Source organism: Streptomyces sp. NPDC055243 (genome assembly GCF_044544025.1).
GTDB lineage: Bacteria > Actinomycetota > Actinomycetes > Streptomycetales > Streptomycetaceae > Streptomyces.
This window is the reverse complement of record NZ_JBITWR010000003.1, coordinates 118,345-141,187: the sequence shown is the minus strand read 5'-3', so window position 1 is coordinate 141,187 and position 22,843 is coordinate 118,345. Positions and strand designations below refer to the sequence as shown.

The following is a 22,843-nucleotide window of genomic DNA, read 5'->3' as shown; positions in this document are numbered from 1 at the left end:
GCCCCCGCGCCGGTCAGTCCAGTTGGGCGGCGATCGAGGAAAGCAGCTCCACGACGCCCTGCGGTCCTTCCACCACCAGGTCGGCCCGCTCGGCCAGTTCCACGACCTCCGCGTTGCCGCTGCACACCAGCAGGCCGCGCACCTGGTCCGAGCGGAGCTTCTCCACGGCCGCGTAGGCGGGCAGGTCGCCCAGGTCGTCGCCCGCGTACAGGACGGTCTCCGCGCCCACTTCGCGTACGTAGTCGGCGAGGGCCACGCCCTTGTCCATGCCCGGGGGGCGCAACTCCAGGACCAGGCGGCCCGGTTCGACGATCAGGCCGTGGCGGGACGCCAGTTCGGCGAGGGGCTCGCGCAGGGCCTCGAAGGCGGCCTGCGGGTCCCGCGCGCGGCGGGTGTGCACCGCGACCGCGCGGCCCTTCTCCTCTATCCACGTGCCGCGCCAGGCGCCGATCGTGTCCAGGAATCCGGGCAGTTCGGCGCGCACGGACGCCACGCCCGGGTGCGGCTCGGCCGCGTGCACGGTGGAGGAGACGGCGTCCCAGCGCTCGGCTCCGTAGTGCCCGAGCACGACGAGGTGTTCGAGGCCGGTGACGCCCGCGAGGCCGCCGTAGCGCACCGCCACGCCCGCCGGGCGGCCGGTGACCACCGCGACGGACAGCACCTTCGGGGCGAGCGCGGCGAGGGCGGGGACGGCTCCGGGGTGGGCGCGGGCCTGCTCGGGGTCGGGCACGATCGGGGCGAGCGTGCCGTCGAAGTCGAGCGCGATCACGGCCTTGCCCGGCCGCGCGAGGAGCGCGGCGAGACCCTCGCGCCCTGCGGGGGTCACGGGCTCGGGCAGCTCGGGCAGCTCGGGGGAGTTCACAAGGTCACCCATGGGCCCGACCCTACGCTCAACGCTCCCCGCGCCGGGACTCCCTAACCCGCCGAAGCCGGTTGACGGTCACCGGATCGTGGGCGAGGGCGCGGGGGTCGTCGAGCAGGGCGTTCAGGAGCTGGTAGTAGCGGACCGGAGCCAGGCCGAGCTGCTCGCGCACGGCCCGCTCCTTGGCGCCGGGTCCCGTCACCCAGTCCCGGCGCTCCAGGGCGAGGATCGCGCGGTCGCGCTCGGAAAGGCCGGAGTCGCCCCTGGGGCCGTCCCCGGCGTCGGCATCCTTCGCATCGGTCATGCCCTCACGCTATTCCGCGTTCTCCTCCGTCGCCGCCTTGGTCTGGAGCTGACCGAGGATCGACGCCGGATTGCCGTTCGGGTCGACGGCCTTGCCGATGTACTTCTTGACGTCGACGGAGACCTGAGCCCAGGACGTCTTGCCCACCGGGTAGAGCTGCGAGGTGGGCAGCTCGTCGAGGAACTCGGCGAGCGCCTTGTCGTCCTTGTTGCCCGTCATCTGCTCGGCAGCGGAGTTCGTCACCGGCAGCAGGTCGTACTCGCGGGAGAAGTCCAGGACGTTCTTCGTGCTGTAGGCGAAGTCGAGGAACTTGCCGATCTCCTCGCGGTTGCCGCGCTGCTTGAAGGCCATCATCCAGTCGGCGACGCCCATCGTGGCCTGGGTGTGGCCGTTCACCCCGGGCATCGGCACCATGCCGTACTTCACGCCCTTCTTCGCGGCCATCTGCATCAGCGTGGGGTGGCCGTTGAGCATGCCCACGTCGCCGCGCGTGAAGGCGGCGAAGGCCTCGGCGCGGTCGAGCTTGGCGGGGGGCGTGGCGCCCGTCAGGCCCTTGCCGACGAGCTCGTCCTTCAGCCAGGTGAAGGTCTTCACGTTCTGCGTGGAGTCGATGTCGTACGTGCCGACGTTGTCGGTGTAGCCGCCGCCTCCGCTGAGCAGCCACTGCATGGTCTCCGCCTGCGCCTCTTCCTTGCCAAGCGGCAGGGCGTAGGGGATCTTCACGCCGCGCGCCTTGAGCGTCTTGGCGGCGGCCGCGAGGTCGGTCCAGCTCTGCGGCGGGGTGAGGTTGGCGTCCTTGAAGATCTTCTGGTTGTAGAAGAGCAGGCGCGTGGAGGAGGCGAACGGCATGCCGTACTGGACGCGCTTGACCTCGCCCGCCTCGGAGAGGGGGGCCATGAAGTCGGCCTGGGTGGAGATGGAGACCAGGTCCTCGGTGCGGTACAGCTTGTCCGCCGCGGCGTAGTCGGCGTACGCGCCGATCTGGGCCATGTCGGGGGCGTCGCCCGCCTTCACCATTTCCTTGACCTTGCGGTCCACGTCGGTCCAGGAGTAGACGCTGACGTCGACCTTGATGCCGGGGTTCTTGGCCTCGAACTTCTCGGCGAGCCCGTCCCAGTACTTCTGGGAGCTGTTGGCCTTGGAGTCGCCGTAGTCGGCGGCCACCAGCTTGAGGGTGACGTCGCCGGAGTCGCCCGGACCGCCGCAGCCGGCGAGCACCGCCGCCATGCCCAGTGCGGCTATCGCCGCGGTCAGTCCTGTCGCGCGCCGCTGCACAGCTGTTCCCACCCTCGATGATCTACGTGAACTGCGATTTTCCCTCGCGTATGGACACGAGGTCTACACCACCTCAGTATCGCTTGTGCAACGGCGTACCAATGACGTCCCACCGGCAAGGAGCCTTGACGCATGTCGCGTACCGCAGCAGAGATAGCAACTCAGCCCGCCTGCTGGCACCGGGCGGCCGAGGCCGCCGCCGCCTTCGACGGACTGCCGGAGCCGGGCGAGCGGGTGGCCGTCACCGGGTGCGGGACGTCGTGGTTCATGGCCATCGCGTACGCGGCGCTGCGCGAGGCCGCCGGGCAGGGCGAGACGGACGCGTTCGCGTCCTCGGAGTTCCCCTCGGGGCGGACGTACGACCGGGTGGTCGCCATCACCCGCTCCGGCACGACGACGGAGGTCCTCGAACTCCTCGGCGAGCTGAAGGGCACGGTCCCGACCACGGCGCTCACCGCCGACCCCAAGACGCCGATCATGGACGCGGCCGACTCCGTGGCGGTCCTGGACTGGGCGGACGAGGAGTCGGTGGTCCAGACCCGCTTCGCCACGACCGCGCTCGCCTTCCTGCGGGCCGGACTCGGCGACATCCCCGGCGTGAAGTCGGTCGCCGAGGCAGCGGTGGACGCGGAGCTCGCGGTGACGGAGCCGCTGCCGGCTTCGGTGGTCGCCGCCGAGCAGTGGACGTTCCTTGGCCGCGGCTGGACGTACGGTCTCGCCCTCGAGGCGGCGCTGAAGATGCGGGAGGCTGCCGGGGCCTGGACGGAGTCATACCCCGCGATGGAGTACCGCCACGGTCCGATCTCCATCACCGGCCCCGGCCGGGTGACGTGGATGTTCGGCGCACTGCCGGAAGGGCTCGCGGGCGACGTGGCCCGCGTGGGCGGAGAACTGGTGGCCCACCAGGACGCGGACCCCCTGGCGGACCTGATCCGCGCGCAACGCCTGGCGGTGACCCTGGCCGAATCCCGAGGCTTCGACCCGGACCGCCCGAGGAACCTGACGCGAAGCGTGATCCTGAGCTGAGTCCCTTCGGGTGGATGGGCGGCTGCTTGCCCCGGCCGGGGGCGGCTGATCCTGAACCGCCGCTTGCCCCGGCCGGGGGCCGCTGCTCCTGGACCGCCGCTTGCCCCGGCCCGGGGGGCGCTGGCCCTGAACCGCCGCTTGCCCCAGCCCGGGGGCCGCTGCTCCTGAACCGCCGCTTGCCCCCTTCGGCAGGCGGGCGGTCCTGCCCCTTGCCGTGGGTGAGCGGCTGTCCTGAACCGCCGCTTCGCGGCGGGTGTTTCCCGCCCACCCACCCGATTGCCCCGCAGCGCCCCCCACCCGAACAGGCTTCGCCACCCACCCTGATCACCTCGGGGTGACGGGTGGGCGGGTGGGAGACATCCGCCGCGAAGCGGCGGCCTTGTGGGTTCGAACCCCGGCGTGAGGCACGGCCAGGAACGAGCTCGAACCCGGTGCGGAGCACGGCCAGGAACGAGGTAGCAGCCCCATGGCGGCACGGCCAGGAACGAGGAAGCAGCCCCATGGCGGCACGGCCAGGGGCGAGGTCGCGGCCCCGTGGCGGTACGGCGCAAAGGGACACGTCCCCTCGAAAGGGACCTTTGGCGAGGCGTAAGCCTCGGAAGTGGACTAGACCTCTCGCGGGGGACGCGCGAGACTGTCCCCCGTGAGACATGTCATCGCCCTCGATGTGGGCGGCACCGGAATGAAGGCCGCCCTGGTCGGGGCGGACGGCGCGCTCCTGTACGAGGCGCGGCGGGCCACCGGCCGTGAGCGCGGGCCCGACGCCGTGGTCGAGTCCATCCTCGACTTCGCCGCCGACCTCCGCGCCCACGGCATCAAGGAGTTCGGGGAACCCGCCGCCGCGGCCGGCGTCGCGATCCCGGGGATCGTCGACACCGAGCGCGGCATCGCGGTCTACGCCTCGAACCTCGGCTGGCGCGACGTCCCCATGCGCGAACTCCTGAGCCGCAGGCTGGAAGGCGTACCCGTGGCCCTGGGCCACGACGTCCGCACCGGCGGCCTCGCCGAGGGGCGGATCGGCGCGGGCAAGGGCGCCGACCGGTTCCTCTTCGTCCCGCTCGGCACGGGCATCGCCGGGGCCATCGGCATCGGCGGCGGCATCGAGCCCGGCGCCCACGGCTCCGCGGGCGAGATCGGGCACATCATCGTGCGCCCCGGCGGCCCGCCCTGCGGCTGCGGCCAGCGCGGCTGCCTGGAGCGGCTCGCCTCCGCGTCCGCGGTGAGCGAGGCCTGGGCGGCGGCGAGCGGCGACCCGGAGGCGGACGCGGCGGACTGCGCGAAGGCCGTGGAGTCCGGCGACCCGCGGGCGCGGGAGGTCTGGCAGAACGCCGTCGACGCGCTCGCGGACGGCCTCATCACCGCCCTCACCCTCCTGGACCCGCACACTCTGATCATCGGTGGCGGCCTCGCCGAGGCCGGGGAAACCTTGTTCACACCCCTGCGGGCGGCCATGACGGAACGCATCGTCACGTTCCAGACCCAGCCCCTCATCGTCCCGGCAGCCCTGGGGGACACCGCGGGGTGCCTGGGCGCGGGCCTGCTCGCCTGGGATCTGCTCGGCGCACCCGATCACCCCATTGACCCCACCGATCCCACCGACTCCACGGAGGTAACCGCCTGATGGCCACTAGCAAGGTCCTCGCCGGTGCTCAGGTGGTCCTGCCCACCGGGACCATTTCCAACGGCCGTGTGATCGTCGACGGCACGCGCATTGCCGGGAGCGCTCCCGCGGATGCCGAGGTCGTCGATCTCGCGCCGGACCACTGGGTGGTCCCGGGGTTCGTCGACATCCACAACCACGGCGGCGGCGGTGCCTCCTTCACCTCCGGCACGGTCGAGGACGTACTCAAGGGCGTCCACACGCACCGCCTGCACGGCACCACGACCGTCGTCGCGTCGACCGTCACCGGCGAGATGGACTTCCTCGCCCAGCGCGCGGGGATGCTCAGCGAGCTCGCCGAGCAGGGCGAGATCGCGGGCATCCACTTCGAGGGCCCGTTCATCTCGCCGTGCCGCAAGGGCGCGCACAGCGAGGGGCTGCTGCGCGACCCGGACCCGGCCGAGGTCCGCAAGCTGATCGACGCGGCACGCGGCCGGGCCAAGATGCTCACGCTCGCCACCGAGCTGCCGGGCGGCATCGACTCCGTACGCCTGCTCGCCGAACACGGCGTGATCGCGGCCATCGGCCACACGGACGCGACGTACGAGCAGACGCAGGAGGCCATCGACGCGGGCGCCACCGTCGCCACGCACCTCTACAACGCGATGCCGACGCTGGGCCACCGCGCGCCGGGCCCGATCGCCGCGCTCCTGGAGGACGAGCGGATCACGGTCGAGCTGATCAACGACGGCACGCATCTGCACCCCGCCTCGTTCCAGCTGGCCTTCCACCACGCGGGCGCGGCCCGCACCGCGCTCATCACGGACGCGATGGACGCGGCGGGCTTCGGCGACGGGCGGTACATGCTCGGCCCGCTGGAGGTCGAGGTGAAGGACAGCGTCGCGCGGCTCGTCGAGGGCGGCTCGATCGCGGGCTCGACCCTCACCCTGGACCGCGCGTTCAAGCGCTCGGCGACGGTCGACGGCCTGCCCGTCGAGGACGTCGTGCGGGCCATCTCCGCCAACCCGGCCAGGCTCCTGGGGATGTACGACACGGTCGGCTCGCTGGAGCCGGGCAAGGACGCCGACCTGGTGGTCCTGGACGCGGCATTCGACCTGGTGGGCGTCATGCGCAAGGGTGACTGGGTGGTTGCGCCCAATTAGGCCCAACTCGGGTGATTTCACCACCCGTTGAAGAGACAACGAAGAGAAGGCGGTTGGCCCGGACCCCTGGGCCAACCGCCTTCTCTTTGGCATGATCAGCCCCGAAAGAGACCGGCGGCAAGCGCGTTCTCCACTGATCCCGGGGGTGAGTGACGAGTGATCCTCACAGTGACGCTGAACGCCGCCCTGGACATCACGTACAAGGTCCCCGCCCTCACCCCGCACGCCTCGCACCGCGTCACCGAGGTCATCGAACGCCCCGGCGGCAAGGGCCTGAACGTCGCCCGCGTCCTCGCGGCCCTCGGCCACGACGTGACCGTGACGGGCTTCGCGGGCGGCGACACGGGCCGCGTCCTGCACGAGCGCCTCACGCGCGAGCCCCGCGTCACGGACGCGCTCGTGCCCGTCGAGGGCGCGACGCGCCGCACGCTCGCCGTCGTCGACGCGGCGACCGGCGACACGACGCAGCTGAACGAGCCGGGCCCGGCGATCTCCCCCGCGGAGTGGTCCGCCTTCCAGGAGTCGTACGAGGAGGCGCTGCGCGGCGGCACGGACGCGGTCGCGCTGTGCGGGAGCCTGCCGCCGGGAGTCCCGGTGGGCGCGTACGCGACCCTGGTCCGGGCGGCGCGCGCCGCCAAGGTCCCCGTGCTCCTGGACACCAGCGGCGAGGCGCTGCGCCGTGGCGTCGCCGCCCGCCCCGACATCGTCAAGCCGAACGCCGACGAGCTGGCCGAGCTGACCGGCTCCCACGAGCCCGCCCAGGCGGCCCGTGACGCCCGCCGCAGGGGCGCGCACGCGGTGGTGGCGTCCCTGGGCGCGGCGGGCCTGCGCGCGGTCACTCCGGAGGGCACCTGGCAGGCCGCTCCGCCTGTCCGCGTGCACGGCAATCCGACGGGCGCCGGTGACTCGGCGGTCGCGGGCCTGCTCTCCGCCCTGGTGGAGGAACTCCCCTGGCCACAGCGCCTGGCACGGGCCGTCGCCCTCTCCGCGGCGACCGTGGCGGCCCCGGTGGCGGGCGAGTTCGTGCCCGCGACGTACGAAGACCTGCTCGCGCGGGTCGCGGTGACCGGGGAGGCCACCGCGGCGTGAGGACACGCGTCACCGCGTGGGCGACGCACAACGGGCCGTACGGGCCCAGGAATTGGGGACATTCATCGTGCCACTCGTATCCACCGGTGACCTGGTAGCCGACGCGCGCGCTGCGGGGCGCGGGGTCGCCGCGTTCAACGTGATCACGCTGGAGCACGCGGAGGCGATCGCCGCGGGCGCCGAACAGGCGGGCACCCCCGCGATCCTCCAGATCTCCGAGAACGCCGTGAAGTTCCACGGCGGCAACCTGTCCGCGATCGCGGCGGCGGCAGCGGCGGTGGCGAGGACGTCATCGGCCCCGCTCTCCCTGCACCTGGACCACGTCACGGACCCCGAACTGCTGCGGGCCGCGCACCCCGAGGGCTTCAGCTCGGTGATGTTCGACGCGTCGAAGCTGGCGTACGGCGAGAACGTCAAGGCGACGGCGGACGCGGTGCGTTGGGGCCACGAGCGGGGCATCTGGATCGAGGCGGAACTGGGAAAGGTGGGCGGCAAGGAGGGCGAGGCCCCCCTGGACGCGCACGCACCCGGGGTCCGCACGGACCCCGCGGAAGCGGCGGCCTACGTGTCGGACACCGGCGTCGATGCCCTCGCGGTGGCGGTCGGCTCCTCCCACGCGATGACGTCCCGCACGGCAACGCTGGACCACGAGTTGATAGCGGCCCTCACGGCGGCCGTCCCCGTGCCGCTGGTCCTGCACGGCTCAAGTGGCGTACCGGACAAGGAGATCCGGGCGGCGGTGGCGGCCGGCATGGTCAAGATCAATGTCGGCACGGCCCTGAACACGGCGTTCACGGGAGCGGTGCGGGAGTACCTGGGCGCCCACGAGACGGGCGTGGACCCCCGGAAATACCTCGCCCCGGCCCGCGAGGCGATGGCCGGGACGGTGGCGGGGTTCCTGGGGCTGCTGAAGCAGCCCCAGGAGTAGCGCCGGGCAGGAGGGGCGGCGGCGTCAGCCGTTGCTGCCCTCCACGAGCCACATCTGGTCGATGTTGGCGCCCGTCGTCCCGCACAGGTCGCTCTGGCCACAGGTGAGCGTGATCGCGTTGGTGCCCTTGGTGAGCTGGACCACCGCCCAGGTGTTGGTCCAGCCCTTCGCCCAGTCCCCCTCCTCCGCGTGGGAGAAGTTCTTCATGTTCAGGGGACGGGTCTGCTTCTTGCCGTTGACCAGGATGGTGGCGTTGGAGTCCTTGCCGGGCACGCCGTAGTTCACCCGGAGGCTGTACGAGCCGGCCTTCGGGATGCCGTTGACGGTCCACGTCACCTGGGCGCCGACCTTGTCGAAGCCGGAGACGTAGACGCCGCCCTCGGACTCGGCGCCCTCGACGTCCGAAGCCGTCGTCGTGCCGCCGTCGAGCTTGAGCGCCTTCGCGTCCGTCTTCGGGAGCTCGGCAGGCTTCTGGGGGTCCTTCGTCGGCTTCTCGCTGGGCTTGACCGTCTCGGCCTGCGTCGGCCGACCGCCCGCTTCCTTGCCGTCCTCCTTGTCGTCGCCGCCGAACACGATCGCGGCGCCGATGCCGATGGCGACGACCGCGACGACCGCGATCGCGGCGATCAGGAGGCCCTTGGTGTTGGGGCCGCCGCCGCGGCCGCCGGAGCCACGGGAAGCAGGTGTGTACTGCGGTCCCGTGGGGGCTCCGCCGGGCTGCGTCTCCGGAGCGGCGTAATGCGCGTTCGGCTGGCCGTAGGCCTGCTGCTGCGGCGGCACCTGCTGGCCGTACGCGGGCGCTGCCGGCGCCCCGTAGGTGTTGGGCCTGCGGTCGCCCACCGCGCGCACGTGGTTGTACGACGAGGAGCGGGGACCCGGGTACCCGTAGCCGCCCCCGCCGCTGGGCGGGGTGGCGCCGGCCGCCTGTCCGTCTTCGTACAGATAGCCGAACGGATCGTCGTCGCCCTCTGGCGCGTTCGGCGTGTGGTCGCCGTTATTGCCGGGCGTCATTCCCTGGTCACTCCCTCATGTCGCTGACCGGGGGAGCCTACCCGCTCCGGGTGAGGTCAAGGGGTGGCGTTGACCTCATCCGGACCCTCAGCCCGCCCGCCTGTGCTGCTTGGCACGGGACCGTTTCTCCACGTACATCCGCTGGTCAGCGGAGTGCAACACTTCGTCGGCCGACATCCCGCAGTGCGCCCACCCGATGCCGAAACTGGCACCCACACGGACCGCACGCCCGTCGACCCGGATCGGCGGGATGATCGCGTTCCGCAGCCGCACCGCGAGGTCCTGCGCGTCGGCGCGGCCGAGGCCGTCGGCGAGGACGACGAACTCGTCGCCGCCGAGCCTGGCAACCGTGTCCCCGTCACGGACACCGCTGGTCAGCCGCCTGGCCACCTCTATGAGGACGGCGTCACCGGTGTGGTGCCCGAAGCGGTCGTTGATCGACTTGAAGCCGTCGAGGTCGCAGAAGAGCACGGCGAGGCCCTTGGTGCCGTCGTCCGTGTCCCCGTGCCCCTCGGGCGGCGCGACGGTGTGCACGTGGTGGTCGAAGCCGTCGCCGCCCTGCTGGAGGGTGTGCGCGTTGTTCGAGCCGTAGTCGAAGCTGTGCTGCCCGTCCGCGTCGTAGACGCCGTCGTACGCCGCGTCCAGCGAGTCCACCGCGCTCGGCTGGCCCGCGTGCGGCCTGCGACAGAGCCGGGAGCTGAGGCGGGAGCGCAGCTCGGCTGAGTTGGGCAGGCCGGTGAGGGAGTCGTGCGAGGCGCGGTGCGCGAGCTGCAGCTCGCGGCGCTTGCGCTCCTCTATGTCTTCGACGTGGGTGAGCAGGAAGCGCGGCCCGTCGGCGGCGTCCGCTACGACGGAGTTGCGCAGCGAGACCCAGACGTACGTCCCGTCGCGCCGGGCCAGGCGCAGCTCGGCCCGGCCGCCCTCGGCGGAGGTCCGCAGGAGGGTGCCGATGTCCTCGGGGTGGACCAGGTCGGAGAAGGAGTAGCGGCGCATCGCGGACGCGGGGCGGCCGAGCAGACGGCACAGCGCGTCGTTCGTGCGCAGGATGCGGCCGTGCTGGTCACCGCCCATCTCGGCGATGGCCATACCGGATGGGGCGTACTCGAAGGCCTGCCGGAAAGATTCCTCGCTGGCCCGCAGCGCCTGCTGCTCGCGCTCCAGGCGGACCAGGGCGCGCTGCATGTTGGCGCGAAGGCGGGCGTTGCTGATCGCGATGGCGGCCTGGAAGGCGTACATCTGGAGGGCCTCGCGGCCCCAGGCGCCAGGCCTGCGGCCGTTGCGCGGGCGGTCCACGGAGATCACGCCGAGCAGTTCGCCGCCGGCCGCGCCCGTCGCGTACATCGGGGCGAAGAGGCGGTCGGCCGGGTGCCACTCGTCCTCGAAGCGGGGCTCGGGGCCGTCGGTGTACCACTGCGGGACGTCGTCCTCGTCCAGGACCCAGCCCTCGGTGTACGAGATGAACCTCAGGGCGCCCCAGGCCTCGCCCATGGAGAGTCGCTTCTCCCAGGCGTCGCGGGAGCCGACCCGGCCGGTGATGAGGGCCTCGGCCGCGGTGTTGCCCGCGAAGGCGGCGACGACGAGATCGCCGTCAGGGCGCACGAGATTGACGCACGCCAGCTCATAGCCAAGGCCGTTGACCACGCCGTCGGCGACGGTCTGCAGCGTGTCCGCCAGGCTCCGGGCCGTGTTGAGATCCGCCACCACCTGATGCAGCTGCCGCAGGGTCGCAAGACGGACGTACGGCTCCGACTCGGTCTCCATTGCTCGCTCTCCCCGAGACCTCGACAGCAACTCCAGGATTCGCAGCGCCCTTAGTGTTCTCGTCGTACCTGAGTTCTCTCAGTGTCTGATTGCCACCGTCACTGAATCACAGCGAGCAGCTCACTCGGTACACAGGGTCAACAAAATATGGGTCCTGTGACTCAAGTCACAGATGGGAAGCCTTCGTTGGTCCAGTCCACTCGCCGGGCACCCGCCCCGCGAGCTCCCGGCGGCGGCGCATCGGCCATCGGACCTAGGCCCGGTCTCGGCCCTCGGCCCGATGTGGCGACTGGGGTGACCGGGCTAGCGTCACTCCCGTGGTTCCCGTACTGAAGACATCCCCGGAGAGCGCTTCCGCGACTCTCCCCGCCCCTCCCGCCCCCCGCACCCCGTCGCCGGACGGGCATCCTGTGGGGGTGAGCAACGAACAGTTCCGCGCCGCCATGTCCCGGCTCGCCGCGGGTGTGGTCCTGGTGACCGCCTGCGAGCCCTCCCTCGACGCGGACGATCCCCGGGCGCCGGTCGGCGAGGACGTCGGCATGACCGCGACGGCCTTCCTCTCCGTCTCCCTCGACCCGCCGCTCGTGCTGGTCAGCCTGCGTGAGGGGTCCCGGATGGACGACCTGCTCGACGAGCAGCCGATGTGGGGCGTCTCGGTGCTCTCCGAGAGCCAGCGCCACATCGCGGGCCGGTTCGCGATGAAGGGCAGGATCAGCGACCGGCTGCTCTTCGAGGACATCCCCTACGTACGGGGGGAGTCGTCCGGGGCGCCCTTGGTCGGCGGCGCGCTCGCGACGCTGGAGTGCAGGACCGAACAGACGGTGACAGCGGGTGATCACACCCTCGTCATCGGGCGAGTACTTTCGGCTGCTCTGCCGAGCGCCGACGGGGGGCCGCTGATGTACTTCAAGGGGAAGTACCGACAGCTGGGCTGATGGTTTCGGGTTGAACGACATTTGCTGTCGCACCTTTGCCCGCGAGGGCTCGCGACGACGACCCGCGACGACGGCCCGCGACGCCGCAGGAGCTCAGCCCCAGCCCTCGCCCGAGCGGCCGCGCTTGGTCTGACCGCGCTGCTTCTTCTCACGAAGGCGCCGTTCGTTGATCCCGCGGGGGATCTTCGTGGCCCGGCGGGGCCTGGGCGGCGGCGCGGTGGCCTCGGCGAGCAGCGAGGCCAGGCGGGTTGCCGCCATCTCGCGGTTGCGCCACTGGGAGCGGTGCTCGGAGGCCCGGACGCTGACGACACCGCCGACGAGCCGGCTCGCGAGCCGCTCCAGGGCACGCTCCTTCCACACCGGAGGCAGCGCTTCCGTGCCGGCCAGATCGAAGCGCAGCTCCACCTGCGAGTCGCTGGTGTTGACGTGCTGACCGCCCGGCCCTGAGGACCTGGAGAAGCGCCACATGAGCTCGGCCTCGGGCAGACAGACGGAGCCGCGGATGACATAGGGACCGGACATGGGTCCTATGGTCCCGCGTCTGTCCGGTCCACGTCACCCGTATTAACGGCGCGCCTCCCTTGTGTCGGGAGTGACGCGAGAGATGAGTAAAGAAAGTAAAAGGAGCTGGAACCTCTGGGACCCCGGTCGACGTTCATAGAGGTGACGGTAGCTTCGTCCCCAGTACGAAGCCCGTTCGTACGCAACGAGGGAAGGGACTCCCAACAATGGCAGTAAGCCTGTCCAAGGGTGGCAACGTCTCGCTCACCAAGGAGGCTCCGGGCCTGACCGCCGTCACCGTGGGCCTCGGCTGGGACGTCCGTACCACCACTGGCACCGACTTCGACCTGGACGCCTCGGCCATCGCGGTGAACCCGCAGGGCAAGGTCTTCTCGGACCAGCACTTCGTCTTCTTCAACAACAAGGTGACGCCGGACCAGACCATCGAGCACACCGGTGACAACGTCACGGGTGAGGGCGAGGGCGACGACGAGCAGATCAAGGTCAACCTGGCGGGCCTCCCGGCGGACATCGACAAGATCGTCTTCCCGGTCTCGATCTACGACGCCGAGAACCGCTCGCAGAACTTCGGCCAGGTGCGGAACGCCTTCATCCGCATCATCAACCAGGCCGGCGGCACGGAGATCGCCCGCTACGACCTGAGCGAGGACGCCGCCACCGAGACCGCCATGGTCTTCGGCGAGCTGTACCGCAGCGGCGCCGAGTGGAAGTTCCGCGCGGTCGGCCAGGGCTACGCGTCCGGCCTCGTCGGCATCGCGCAGGACTTCGGCGTCAACGTCTGAGGTTCATAAGGCAGTCAGCAGTTCCCGAGGGCCCCCGGCGGAATCTCCGCCGGGGGCCCTCGCCGTTGCCGTGACGGCTCCGGGGCCGCAGGATCGTGTGCACCACCCACCACTTGAGGGAGTGTGAGGGCCATGGCGACCGTGGTGCTGGTCGGGACGCTCGACACCAAAGGCGCGGAGTACGCCTGGCTGCGCGAGCGGCTCAGGGAGTACGGCAGCGACACCCTGCTCGTCGACACCGGCATACTGCCCCCGCCCGCCCAGGCCCCCGCCCCCGACGTCACGGCCGACGCCGTGGCCCGCGCGGCCGGCCACGACCTGGCGAAGCTGCGCACCGCGGGCGAACGGGGCGCGGCCGTGGCCGCGATGGCGGACGGCGTGACCGAGGTGGTCCTCGACCTGCACCGGCAGGGCAGGCTGCACGCGGTGCTCGCCGCCGGGGGCAGCGGCGGCTCGTCGATCGCCGCGCAGGCCATGCGCGCACTGCCGATCGGAGTGCCTAAGGTCCTGGTCAGCACGATGGCGGGCGGTGACGTGGCGCCGTACGTCGGCAGCAGCGACATCACCCTGATGTACAGCGTCGTGGACATCTCCGGCATCAACGCGGTCTCCCGGCAGGTCCTCGGCAACGCGGCGGCGGCAGCCGCGGGCATGGCACGCCGCTTCGAGCGCAACCACGACGAACTGGCGGGCCGGGGCCGCAAGGTGGTCGCCGCGACGATGTTCGGCGTGACGACACCCGCGATCGACGCGGCCCGCGCCCGCCTCGACGAGCTCGGCTACGAGGTGCTGGTCTTCCACGCCACGGGCTCGGGCGGCCGTGCGGTGGAGAAGCTGGCGTCCGACGGCCTGCTGGACGGCGTACTGGACCTGACGACCACCGAACTCGCCGACGAGCTGGTCGGCGGCGTCCTCTCCGCGGGCCCCGAGCGCCTCACCGCCGCGGGCCGCGCGGGCATCCCGCAGGTGGTCGCCCCCGGCGCCCTCGACATGGTCAACTTCGGCCCCGCGTCGACCGTCCCGCCCCGCTTCGCCGAGCGCACCCTGCTCGTCCACAACCCCACGGTCACCCTGATGCGTACGACGGCCGAGGAGATGGCCGCGCTCGGCGCCACCCTCGGCCACCGGCTCGCCGCCGCGCGCGGCCCCGTCGACTTCTTCTGGCCGCTGCGCGGGGTCTCGGCGGTGGACACCGAGGGCGGCCCGTTCCAGGACACGGCGGCGGACGAGGCCGGGCTGAACGCGCTGCGGACGACGCTGCGGGGCAGCACCGTACGGCTCCACGAGCTGGACGCACACATCAACGACGCGGAGTTCGCGGTGGCGATGGCCGACCGCCTGGACGAGCTGATCGGCGCACGCGCGCTGAAGCGCTGAACCAGACGCCATGACGTGACACCGCATCCGTCGCACGACTCGCTGTCGCACGACTCGCTGAGGAGCACCCCATGACACACATCACCCGCACGGAAGCCCTGGAGCGCCTCAACTCCCAGGTGGCGAAGGGCAATCCGGTGATCGGCGCGGGAGCGGGCACGGGCCTCTCCGCCAAGTGCGCGGAGGAGGGCGGCGTGGACCTCCTGATCATCTACAACTCGGGCCGCTACCGGATGGCGGGCCGCGGCTCGCTGGCGGGCCTGCTCCCGTACGGCGACGCGAACGCGATCGTGGTGGACATGGCCAGGGAGGTGCTCCCGGTGGTGAAGGACACCCCGGTCCTGGCCGGGGTCTGCGGCACCGACCCGTTCCGCGACATGCGCCGCTTCCTGGACGAGCTGAAGGGGATGGGCTTCAGCGGCGTACAGAACTTCCCGACGGTCGGCCTGTACGACGGCACGTTCCGCACCAACCTGGAGGAGACGGGCATGGGGTACGGCCTGGAGGTGGACATGATCCGCGAGGCCCACGCCCGCGACCTCCTGACCACCCCCTACGTCTTCGACCCCGACCAGGCGGCGGACATGGCCCGCGCGGGCGCGGACGTCCTGGTCCCGCACGTGGGCCTGACGACGAAGGGCTCGATCGGCGCGGGCACGGCCCTGACCCTGGATCAGGCGGCCACCGCGGTCCAGGAGATGCACGACGCGGCCAAACGCGTGAACCCCGACATCCTGGTCCTGTGCCACGGCGGCCCCATCGCGGAGCCGCGGGACGCGGCCCACGTCCTGTCCCGCACCACGGGAGTCGTCGGCTTCTTCGGCGCCTCGTCGATCGAACGCCTCCCCACGGAGCGGGCGATCGTGGACCAGACCCGCGCCTTCAAATCCCTGCGGACTCAGGTCAACTAACCTGCGCCGCATGATCCTCGAACCGCTCGCCTCCGCCGAGGACGGCGCGCTCCCCGGTGAGCTGCTCACCGAGCTCACCGCCCTGTACGCGTCGAACCACGTCTTCCACGCCCTCTCCGGGGACTTCCCCGACCCGGACGACATCCGCCCCGAACAGGTCGCCGCCGCGCTCGCGGACGAGCTGGCGGTGCCGGGGGCCCAGGTGCTCGTCGCGCGGTCCGAGGGGCGGGTCGTCGGGATCGGCATCACGCTGGACCGGCATCCCGACCCCGCCGACCCCGACCCGTGGATCGGCCTGCTCATGGTCGACGCCGGGCGGCAACGCCAGGGGTTCGGCCGCGAGCTGGCAGAGCGGATCGAGGAGCGCTTCCGGGAGGACGGGCGCACCGGCGTGCGGCTCGCGGTGCTCGCGGGGAACGACGCCGGGCTCGCCTTCTGGAGCGGGCTCGGGTACGAGGTCATCGACCACCGGGACGATCTCGAAGCGGGCCGCCCCTGCGCCGTGCTGCGCAAGCCGCTGCTGTGAGTCCCTACGGGCGGTCCGGCTTTCCGTCCCCGTACAGCCACGGGCCCCAGATCGCGCGCACCTTCTCGCGCGCGGCCTCGCTGCCCGCGTGCTTCTCCACGTAGCGCGTGAAGTCCTCGGTGTCCGCGTTGCCGTGGCGGTGGGCCTTCGTCCAGCCCTGCACGATGTCGTAGAAGGTGTCGTCGCCCACCGCCTGGCGGATCTTGTGGATGACCATGCCGCCCCGCTCGTACACCGGGCTGTCCGAGATGGTCGCGGCGGACGGCGGCTTCGCGGGCGGGAAGGCCCAGATGGCGTCGTTGTCCTCCTGGTCCTCGTAGTAGTCGTCCGCGTAGATCTGGTCGAAGGTCTCCTGCACGCTGTCGCCGTCGTGGTCCTCCTCCCAGAGCCACTCGGCGTACGTCGCGAAGCCTTCGTTGAGCCACATGTCCCGCCAGGACTTGGGCGTCACGGAGTTCCCGAACCACTGGTGCGCCAGCTCGTGGACGATGAGCCCGGTGTCGGGGGCGCCGGGGAAGGTGGGGCGCGTCTGGGTCTCCAGGGCGTACCCCGCGTCGCCCTCCTGGGCGACGATCGCGCCGGTCGACGAGAAGGGGTAGGGGCCGAAGTTCAGCTCCTGCCACTCCATGATCTCGGGGATGCGGGCGAGCGCCTTCGCACCGGCCTTGGCCTCGGAGGGATCGACCGCCGTGAGCACCGGGATGCCGGACTTCGTCGTCGACCTCTTCACCTCGTACGGCCCGATCGCCACCGTCGCGAGATAGCTCGCCATCGGCTCGGCGCTGTGCCAGGCGAAGGTGGTGCGGCCGTTCTTGGTGGACTCGCGGGTCAACTCGCCGTTGGAGACGGCCTTCAGGCCCTGCGGGACGGTGACGCGTATGTCGTACGAGGCCTTGTCCGAGGGGTGGTTGGCGGAGGGGAACCACGCCATGGAGCCCGTCGGCTCGCCGAGCGCCAGGGCCCCCTCCTCCGTCCGCAGCCAGCCCTCCTCGGAGTCGTCCGGGTCGGTGATCGTCTCCGGGCTGCCGGAGTAGCGGACGGTCGTGCGGAACGTCTCGCCCTTGTCGAGGTCGTCCGCGGGCCGGATCGTCAGCTCCTGCCCGTCGCGGTGGAAGGAGGCGTCCTTCCCCTCGACGGCCACGCCCCGCACGTCCAGGCCCTTGAGGTCGAGGTTGAAGGCGCTGAGGTCCTGGGTGGCGCGCGCCGTGACCTCGGCCGTGCCGGTGAGGTGGCGCGCGTCGGGGTCGTACCCGAGGGTCAGGTCGTAGTGCGCGACGTCGTAGCCGCCGTTGCCCAGCTTCGGGAAGTACGGGTCACGCACGCCGTCGGCCCCGGGCGTGCCGTGCACTCCGGAGCCGCTGCAGGCGGTGAGGGCGAGGGCGGTGAGGGCGACGGCCGAGGTGCCGCGCAGCGCGGTGGATCGTAGGTGCACGCCTGTGATCTTATGCGGCATATGTTCGGGCCGGGCACCTTGCCCGCACCCTGTCCATGCCATGTCCATGCCTCTGCGCGCCCCCTCTCCGCGCCTTCTCCGCGCCCCGGGGCCCCGCCCTAGAGCACCGCGACGCCCAACGGGCGCTCCCCTGCCGGGAGGCGGCGGGTGTCTCCGCTCTCCAGGTCGACGACGGTGATCCCGTTCCAGAATCCGTCGCGGGTGAAGCCGCCGGTGACGTAGGCGGTGCCGCCGTCCTCGGAGACGGCGACGTCCTCGTGCGGCCCGTCGAGCGGGAAGACCTTCTCCTTGCCGTCCTTCGTACGCATGGTCAGCGAGGGGCCCTCGTCCGACGAGGGGTCGATGGGTCCCGTGCCGACCGCGAACAGCGTGCCGTCGCCGGTGATCCGCGCGCCGTGCTGATGGGTGTTGGCCGTCATCTTCTCGATGTCGGACTCGCCGGTGCGCGGGTCGAGCACCACGAGCTTCTCGCCCTCGAAGGGCAACAGGAGCTTGCCGTCCGAGGGGCGTACGGCGGCGTAGTGCGGCTTGAGCCAGGAACCGAGGCCGCCTTCGGTGCCGTAGGGGGCGACTTCGATGCGGCGGGGCTTGAGGGAGTCGGCGCGTACGACCGTCACGTCGAAGGAGTCGTGGTTGGTCGCGTAGACCTCGCGACCGTCCTTGGACACGTCCACGTCGAAGGGCCGTCGGCCCACCGGGACGGTGTCGGTGACCTCGCGCCTGCCGGTGTCGATGACCTCCAACGTCCCGTTGCCGCCGGGCACGTTGACGCCGACGTAGGCGTGCTCGCCGTCCGGGGCGAGGGCGATGCCCATGCCGCCGCCGCGGTACTCGCCGGTCGTCGCGGGGCCGCTGTCGGTCTCGTACGGGATGGTGTCGACGCGCTCGCGGGTGCGGGTGTCCACGACCGCGACGGCGTCCGCGGTGGCGACCCAGGCACGGCCGTCCTCCCCCACGGTCAGCCCGTAGGGGGCGGTGCCGACCTTCACGGACTCGACGGGGCCGCGCTCGGGGTCGACGAACGTGACGGTGTCCGAGCCGAAGTCGGCGACCAGGAGGGTGCCTTCGGGGGTGCGCTGCTCTGCGGGGAGGGTGGCGGTGGCGGTCGCGCGGGCGGGCCCGGAGCCGGCTGCCGCGGGGCCGTCGCCGCCGGTCCCGCCGGCGCCGCAGCCCGCGAGGACGGCGGCGCTCAGGAGGGCGGCCCCGGCGGCGACTCCCGCTCGGGGCGCCCTCACGAGGAGGCGTCCCTCAGCAGCGCGGCGATCTCCGCGAATCCGTGCCGCTCCGCGTGCGCGAGGGGCATGACGCCGTCCCGGTCGGCGAGGCCGGGCGTGGCGCCCGCGGCGAGCAACAGCTCCACGATCTCCTGGTGGGCCCGGCCGCCGTCGCCGAGGATCACGGCCTCCAACAGGGCGGTCCAGCCGAGGTCGTTGACGTGGTCGACGTCGATGTCGGTGACGCGCAGGACTTCCCGTACGTACGCGACATGGCCGCGCTCCGAGGCCGGGATCACGGAGATCCCGCCGAAACGGTTGCGGAGCTTCAGGTCGGGCCCCGCGGGAAGCAGCACGTGCAGCATGGCGACGCTGCCCGTCACGCCGGTGGCCAGCCAGGGGCTGTCGGCGCGATGGTCCTGCGCGTCGACGTCCGCTCCCGCGGCCACCAGGACTTGCGCGGCCTCGACGTGATCGCCGAGGGCGGCGAGCAGCAGGGGCGTGCGCAGCTCGGTGTCGCGGGTCTCGACGCGGGCGCCCGCGTCGATGGCGGCTCTCACCTCGGCGGCGTTCCCGGCGTGTGCGGCGTCGAGCAGCCGCTGGTCGACAGCGGTCCTTGTCATGATCGTTCTCCTCGTCGTCGTACGGACCGGGAACAGCCTCGGCATCATGAGATCAGCCGGCCTCGGCAGCTTCGCGGCTCAGCGGCTTCAGCGGCCGAGCGCCGCGACGCCCGCCTTGGCGAACTTCTCGTCCAGGTCGCCGCTCGGGGCGCCCGCGACACCGATGCCCGCGATGGGCGCGTCCTTGGCGGTGACCGGCGCACCGCCCGCGAGGAACAGGGTGCCGGGGATGTCCTTCAGGTTCGGGGCCTGCTCCAGGCGCTTGACCAGCTCGGAGGTGGGCGCGTTCCAGGAGACGGCGGTGTACGCCTTCTTCACGGCGGACTCGGGGGACTGCGGGCCCGCGCCGTCGCCGCGCAGCTCGACGATGGTGTTGCCGTTGCGGTCCACGACGGCGACGGAGACGCGCTGGTTCTCCTTCTTCGCGGCGTCGAGGGTGGCCTGGGCGGCCTTGGTCGCGGCGGCGACGTTCAGGTGCGTCGACTGCGTGAGGTTCTTGTTGGCCGCGTCGGCGGCGACGGCGGCCTTGGGGGCGGCGGCCGGGGACTCGGCGCTGGCGGAGACGGCGCCGAAGGTGACCGCGCCGAGAACGGCGGCGGTGGCGGCGATGGTCAGGACGCGGGTGCGGCGGGAGATCTTCTGCACGGGGTGCTCCTCAAGGTGAAGGTGGGGCGGAGTTCGGGGGTGTTCAGGATGTTCAGGGTGTTCGGGGTGTTCGGGGAGGTTGTTTTCCTCTGCCACCAATCCTCCGGCCGCATCCGGCCCGCACCCCTCGGCGTACCGGCTGGGAGCCGCGCGCGACTCGGCCGACACCAGGGTCAACCGATCGGTTGACCCCTCGGTGGTCCCGCCGGGCCACAATGAGGTTGTTTGCGCAGTTCAGCGACCGCGTGACGGCGACATGAGAGACGGCGGCACGAGGCTGTACGAGAGGGAGGCGCCCCAGTGGGACAGCGCACGCCGGGCCTCGACCCCCGCACGCCGGACCCCGACGCCCGATGGCTCGCCGCCGTCATGCACGCGGCGTTCTACCTGCTCCTCGCCACCTCGCTGGCCCGCTTCCTGCTGCGCCACCCCGGCGGCGCGCGCGTCCCGTGGATCATCGTGCTCTCGGTGGTCCTCGCCGTCCTCTACGCCCTTCCACCGCTCACCGCGGCCCTGCGGGGAAAGCACTCCGCGTCGTACGCGTCCGGCCCGGCACCCGGCACCCGTCCCACCCCCCGCCGCCTGACCTGGCTCGCCCTGGTCGTCGGGGTCTGGCTGGTCCTCGTCGTCCTCGCGCCGAGCTTCGGGTGGTGCGCGGTGCCGCTCTTCTTCACCGGGCTCCGGACGCTGCCGCCGCGCGCGGCCCTGGTCCTGGTGGCCGTCCTGACCGGCTGCGTCATCGCGTCGCAGCTGCGGCTCGCGGGCCGCTACGACCCCGACCTGATCCTCGGGCCGCCCGCCGTGTCGGCGATCGCGACGGCGGTCTTCGCCTACATGCAGCGCCAGGCGGGCCGCCAGCGCGAACTGATCGACGACCTCATCCGCACCCGCCGCGAACTGGCCGCCACCGAGCGCCGCGAAGGCACCCTCGCCGAACGCCAGCGCATCTCCATGGAGATCCACGACACCCTCGCCCAGGGCCTGTCCAGCCAGCAGATGCTGCTCCAGGCCGCCGACCGCGTCTGGGACACGGACCCGGCCAAGGCCCGCACCCATGTCCGTACGGCCGAGTCGATCACCGAACGCGGCCTCACCGAGGCCCGCCGCTTCGTGCACGACCTGGCGCCCGCCGACCTCGCCGACGGCGGCGGCCTCGACGAGGCACTGCGGACGCTGGCCGCGCGCACCGCGCGGGACGCGGGCCTCACGGTCCGCTTCCACTCCGAGGGCACGCCGGTCCCGCTCCCGGACCGGACGCAGTCAGCGCTCCTGCGCATCGCGCAGGGCGCCCTGGCCAACGTGACGGAGCACGCCGGCGCGCGGACGGCGGCGCTGACGCTCACCCACCTGGACGACCAGGTGGTGCTCGACGTCGCGGACGACGGCCGCGGCTTCACACCCGCCGAGCCGCGGCCCGCCCCCGACCGGCGGGGCCACGGACTGCCCGCGATCCGCGCCAGGGCACGACAGCTCGGCGGCACACTGACGATCGAGTCGGCACCGGGCGAGGGCACGGTGCTCTCGGTCGCGATCCCGCTTTCCCCCCAGGAGACGTCATGACGCCCGACAGTTCCCCGGTCCGCCTGCTGGTCTGCGACGACCACGTCGTCGTACGCGCCGGACTGCTCGCCCTGCTGGGCAGCGCGCCGGACATCGAGGTGGTCGGCGAGGCGGGCACGGGCGAGGAGGCGATCGCGCTGGCCGCGAAGCTGACCCCGGACGTGGTCCTGATGGACCTCCAGCTGGGCGAGGGAATGGACGGAGTGGAGGCGACCCGCCGGATCACGGCGCCCGCCGCCCCGCCGCACGTCCTGGTCCTGACGACGTACGACACGGACGCCGACATCACCCGCGCCATCGAGGCGGGCGCCACGGGCTATCTCCTGAAGGCCGAGCGCCCCGAGGAGCTCTTCGCCGCTATCCACGCCGCCGCGCAGGGCCGCACCACGCTCTCGCCGCCGGTCGCGTCCCGCGTGATGGCCCGCATGCGCAAGCCGCTGCCGACCCTCACGGACCGCGAGCTCGACATCCTCGCCCAGCTCTCCCACGGGCTCGGCAACCGCGACATCGCCCGCGCGCTGTTCATCAGCGAGGCCACGGTGAAGACGCACCTGGGCCGTATCTACGACAAGCTCGGCGTGGACACGAGGGCCGGAGCGGTGGCGGTGGCGAAGGAACAGCGCCTGCTGCCGTGAGGAAGCATCAACAGGCATCGACAGGTACCAACAGGGACGGACGGGCATCGGCGGGCACCGACAAGCACCGGCAGGCATCGACAGGTGGCCTCCGCCGCCATGACACCATCACTCACGTGCTCGACATCGGCTACGCCCTCTCCCACCGCTTTCCCGACCCCCCGCAGTTCGACTACCGCCGCGCGGACGTCCACGCGCTGCGGCACGACCTGTTCTGCGGGGACGTGTATCTCGCGGACACGAAGGCGGACCGGGAGCTGTCCACAGCCTGGGGATGGGTTCCCGTCCTCGACTTCGCGTGGGCGCTGTGCGACATCGTCGAGCTCGTGGACCAGGACCCCCGGGGGAGCAGGGCCTCCCGTCCTCAGCACGCGGAGCTCGACTTCACGGAGTCGACGGACCGCATGCTGTTCACCCGGCGCTTCGGGTGGGTGGACATCGAGGCGGACTGGATGCGGGCGGAGGAGCCCCCGCTGACGTTCTCCCACTCCGAGCTCCGCCGCGAGGCGCGGGACTTCCTCCAGGATCTCCTGGCGGACCTCATCGACCTCCACGAGTCCCTGGCGGACAACCCCACCATCTGGACCCTCCAGTCCCGATTCCCCCGGGCATAAGCGCCCAGCGCGTACGCCGGTCGCAGC

At 72.0% G+C, this 22,843-nt stretch carries 23 protein-coding genes; 13 read left to right on the top strand and 10 right to left on the bottom strand.

From position 1 onward, the window contains the following. Positions 1–13: 13 nt before the first annotated feature. Genes otsB through ACIGXX_RS10455 form a run of 3 tightly spaced genes read right to left on the bottom strand, consistent with a single transcriptional unit; the run spans position 14 to position 2,393 of the window. Positions 14–874, bottom strand: coding sequence for a trehalose-phosphatase (gene otsB / locus ACIGXX_RS10465; RefSeq protein ID WP_361467153.1), 861 nt, complete (start codon positions 872–874; stop codon positions 14–16). Between the two features lie 16 nt (positions 875–890). Beyond that, positions 891–1,166 carry a DUF3263 domain-containing protein gene (locus tag ACIGXX_RS10460; protein ID WP_351168551.1) on the bottom strand — a complete coding sequence of 92 codons (276 nt, stop codon included), beginning with the start codon at positions 1,164–1,166 and terminating at the stop codon, positions 891–893. A 9-nt stretch (positions 1,167–1,175) separates the two neighbouring features. Next, the gene (locus ACIGXX_RS10455) at positions 1,176–2,393 is read right to left on the bottom strand and encodes an extracellular solute-binding protein (RefSeq protein ID WP_351168622.1); all 1,218 of its coding nucleotides are present in this window, start codon (positions 2,391–2,393) and stop codon (positions 1,176–1,178) included. A gap of 180 nt (positions 2,394–2,573) precedes the next feature. Between ACIGXX_RS10455 and ACIGXX_RS10450 the strand changes: the two genes are divergently transcribed. The 5 genes from ACIGXX_RS10450 to ACIGXX_RS10430 all read left to right on the top strand — a co-directional run bounded on the left by ACIGXX_RS10450 (position 2,574) and on the right by ACIGXX_RS10430 (position 8,247). Further along, complete coding sequence (locus ACIGXX_RS10450; RefSeq protein ID WP_351168549.1) at positions 2,574–3,467, top strand: sugar isomerase; 894 nt, start codon at positions 2,574–2,576, stop codon at positions 3,465–3,467. Positions 3,468–4,110: 643 nt separating this feature from the next. Then, positions 4,111–5,088 carry an ROK family protein gene (locus tag ACIGXX_RS10445; RefSeq protein ID WP_351168547.1) on the top strand — a complete coding sequence of 326 codons (978 nt, stop codon included), beginning with the start codon at positions 4,111–4,113 and terminating at the stop codon, positions 5,086–5,088. Continuing rightward, on the top strand, positions 5,088–6,230 hold the full coding sequence (nagA, locus tag ACIGXX_RS10440) for an N-acetylglucosamine-6-phosphate deacetylase (protein WP_399974579.1): 1,143 nt from the start codon (positions 5,088–5,090) through the stop codon (positions 6,228–6,230). The genes ACIGXX_RS10445 and nagA overlap by 1 nt, the downstream gene beginning before the upstream one ends. A 156-nt stretch (positions 6,231–6,386) precedes the next feature. After that, positions 6,387–7,319, top strand: a complete 933-nt coding sequence (locus ACIGXX_RS10435; protein WP_351168543.1) for a 1-phosphofructokinase family hexose kinase — start codon at positions 6,387–6,389, stop codon at positions 7,317–7,319. Positions 7,320–7,386: 67 nt separating this feature from the next. Further along, a complete protein-coding gene (locus tag ACIGXX_RS10430) occupies positions 7,387–8,247 on the top strand; it encodes a class II fructose-bisphosphate aldolase (RefSeq protein ID WP_351168541.1) in 861 nt (286 codons plus the stop codon). Between the two features lie 24 nt (positions 8,248–8,271). Here ACIGXX_RS10430 and ACIGXX_RS10425 read toward each other — a convergent pair whose 3' ends face one another. Continuing rightward, on the bottom strand, positions 8,272–9,258 hold the full coding sequence (locus ACIGXX_RS10425; RefSeq protein WP_351168539.1) for a carbohydrate-binding protein: 987 nt from the start codon (positions 9,256–9,258) through the stop codon (positions 8,272–8,274). Positions 9,259–9,345: 87 nt separating this feature from the next. After that, on the bottom strand, positions 9,346–11,019 hold the full coding sequence (gene cdgB, locus ACIGXX_RS10420) for a diguanylate cyclase CdgB (protein ID WP_351168537.1): 1,674 nt from the start codon (positions 11,017–11,019) through the stop codon (positions 9,346–9,348). A 416-nt stretch (positions 11,020–11,435) separates the two neighbouring features. Here cdgB and ACIGXX_RS10415 point away from each other — a divergent pair, with 416 nt between their 5' ends. Further along, a complete protein-coding gene (locus tag ACIGXX_RS10415) occupies positions 11,436–11,954 on the top strand; it encodes a flavin reductase family protein (protein WP_351168535.1) in 519 nt (172 codons plus the stop codon). Between the two features lie 93 nt (positions 11,955–12,047). On the opposite strand, the gene arfB is transcribed toward ACIGXX_RS10415, so the two are convergent. Next, entirely contained in the window at positions 12,048–12,485 is a 438-nt protein-coding gene (gene arfB / locus ACIGXX_RS10410) for an alternative ribosome rescue aminoacyl-tRNA hydrolase ArfB (RefSeq protein ID WP_351168620.1), read from the bottom strand. Positions 12,486–12,682: 197 nt separating this feature from the next. Between arfB and ACIGXX_RS10405 the strand changes: the two genes are divergently transcribed. From ACIGXX_RS10405 to ACIGXX_RS10390, 4 genes are all read left to right on the top strand, one after another. Further along, positions 12,683–13,258: a TerD family protein gene (locus tag ACIGXX_RS10405; RefSeq protein WP_249589187.1), complete on the top strand. Its 576-nt coding sequence runs from the start codon at positions 12,683–12,685 to the stop codon at positions 13,256–13,258. A gap of 132 nt (positions 13,259–13,390) precedes the next feature. After that, on the top strand, positions 13,391–14,635 hold the full coding sequence (locus ACIGXX_RS10400) for a Tm-1-like ATP-binding domain-containing protein (RefSeq protein ID WP_399974571.1): 1,245 nt from the start codon (positions 13,391–13,393) through the stop codon (positions 14,633–14,635). Between the two features lie 71 nt (positions 14,636–14,706). Beyond that, on the top strand, positions 14,707–15,546 hold the full coding sequence (locus ACIGXX_RS10395; protein WP_351168529.1) for a phosphoenolpyruvate hydrolase family protein: 840 nt from the start codon (positions 14,707–14,709) through the stop codon (positions 15,544–15,546). 10 nt (positions 15,547–15,556) lie between these two features. Beyond that, complete coding sequence (locus ACIGXX_RS10390; RefSeq protein ID WP_361467169.1) at positions 15,557–16,072, top strand: GNAT family N-acetyltransferase; 516 nt, start codon at positions 15,557–15,559, stop codon at positions 16,070–16,072. 4 nt (positions 16,073–16,076) lie between these two features. On the opposite strand, the gene ACIGXX_RS10385 is transcribed toward ACIGXX_RS10390, so the two are convergent. The 4 genes from ACIGXX_RS10385 to ACIGXX_RS10370 all read right to left on the bottom strand — a co-directional run bounded on the left by ACIGXX_RS10385 (position 16,077) and on the right by ACIGXX_RS10370 (position 20,007). Next, a complete protein-coding gene (locus ACIGXX_RS10385; RefSeq protein WP_383819055.1) occupies positions 16,077–17,525 on the bottom strand; it encodes a M1 family metallopeptidase in 1,449 nt (482 codons plus the stop codon). Positions 17,526–17,623: 98 nt separating this feature from the next. After that, positions 17,624–18,760, bottom strand: coding sequence for a YncE family protein (locus tag ACIGXX_RS10380; protein WP_366462480.1), 1,137 nt, complete (start codon positions 18,758–18,760; stop codon positions 17,624–17,626). Continuing rightward, on the bottom strand, positions 18,757–19,362 hold the full coding sequence (locus ACIGXX_RS10375; RefSeq protein WP_399974566.1) for an ankyrin repeat domain-containing protein: 606 nt from the start codon (positions 19,360–19,362) through the stop codon (positions 18,757–18,759). The genes ACIGXX_RS10380 and ACIGXX_RS10375 overlap by 4 nt, the downstream gene beginning before the upstream one ends. 87 nt (positions 19,363–19,449) lie before the next feature. After that, the gene (locus ACIGXX_RS10370) at positions 19,450–20,007 is read right to left on the bottom strand and encodes a heme-binding protein (RefSeq protein ID WP_399974563.1); all 558 of its coding nucleotides are present in this window, start codon (positions 20,005–20,007) and stop codon (positions 19,450–19,452) included. 300 nt (positions 20,008–20,307) lie between these two features. Here ACIGXX_RS10370 and ACIGXX_RS10365 point away from each other — a divergent pair, with 300 nt between their 5' ends. The 3 genes from ACIGXX_RS10365 (at position 20,308) to ACIGXX_RS10355 (ending at position 22,816) form a co-directional block, all read left to right on the top strand. After that, positions 20,308–21,567, top strand: a complete 1,260-nt coding sequence (locus ACIGXX_RS10365; protein ID WP_399974560.1) for a sensor histidine kinase — start codon at positions 20,308–20,310, stop codon at positions 21,565–21,567. Continuing rightward, positions 21,564–22,202, top strand: a complete 639-nt coding sequence (locus tag ACIGXX_RS10360) for a response regulator transcription factor (protein WP_351168518.1) — start codon at positions 21,564–21,566, stop codon at positions 22,200–22,202. Before ACIGXX_RS10365 ends, ACIGXX_RS10360 begins: the two co-directional genes overlap by 4 nt. A gap of 116 nt (positions 22,203–22,318) precedes the next feature. Then, positions 22,319–22,816 (top strand): hypothetical protein, encoded by a 498-nt coding sequence (locus ACIGXX_RS10355; protein WP_351168516.1) that lies wholly within the window; start codon positions 22,319–22,321, stop codon positions 22,814–22,816. Positions 22,817–22,843 lie beyond the last annotated feature (27 nt).

Coding starts and splice junctions, on each gene's coding strand:
- ACIGXX_RS10425 (WP_351168539.1), bottom strand. CDS start 9,258: ATGACGCCCGGCAATAACGGCGACCACACGCCGAACGCGCCAGAGGGC.
- nagA (WP_399974579.1), top strand. CDS start 5,088: ATGGCCACTAGCAAGGTCCTCGCCGGTGCTCAGGTGGTCCTGCCCACC.
- ACIGXX_RS10375 (WP_399974566.1), bottom strand. CDS start 19,362: ATGACAAGGACCGCTGTCGACCAGCGGCTGCTCGACGCCGCACACGCC.
- ACIGXX_RS10455 (WP_351168622.1), bottom strand. CDS start 2,393: ATGGCGGCGGTGCTCGCCGGCTGCGGCGGTCCGGGCGACTCCGGCGAC.
- ACIGXX_RS10395 (WP_351168529.1), top strand. CDS start 14,707: ATGACACACATCACCCGCACGGAAGCCCTGGAGCGCCTCAACTCCCAG.
- ACIGXX_RS10450 (WP_351168549.1), top strand. CDS start 2,574: ATGTCGCGTACCGCAGCAGAGATAGCAACTCAGCCCGCCTGCTGGCAC.
- ACIGXX_RS10400 (WP_399974571.1), top strand. CDS start 13,391: ATGGCGACCGTGGTGCTGGTCGGGACGCTCGACACCAAAGGCGCGGAG.
- ACIGXX_RS10385 (WP_383819055.1), bottom strand. CDS start 17,525: ATGCCGCATAAGATCACAGGCGTGCACCTACGATCCACCGCGCTGCGC.
- cdgB (WP_351168537.1), bottom strand. CDS start 11,019: ATGGAGACCGAGTCGGAGCCGTACGTCCGTCTTGCGACCCTGCGGCAG.
- ACIGXX_RS10390 (WP_361467169.1), top strand. CDS start 15,557: ATGATCCTCGAACCGCTCGCCTCCGCCGAGGACGGCGCGCTCCCCGGT.
- ACIGXX_RS10405 (WP_249589187.1), top strand. CDS start 12,683: ATGGCAGTAAGCCTGTCCAAGGGTGGCAACGTCTCGCTCACCAAGGAG.
- ACIGXX_RS10360 (WP_351168518.1), top strand. CDS start 21,564: ATGACGCCCGACAGTTCCCCGGTCCGCCTGCTGGTCTGCGACGACCAC.
- ACIGXX_RS10460 (WP_351168551.1), bottom strand. CDS start 1,166: ATGACCGATGCGAAGGATGCCGACGCCGGGGACGGCCCCAGGGGCGAC.
- otsB (WP_361467153.1), bottom strand. CDS start 874: ATGGGTGACCTTGTGAACTCCCCCGAGCTGCCCGAGCTGCCCGAGCCC.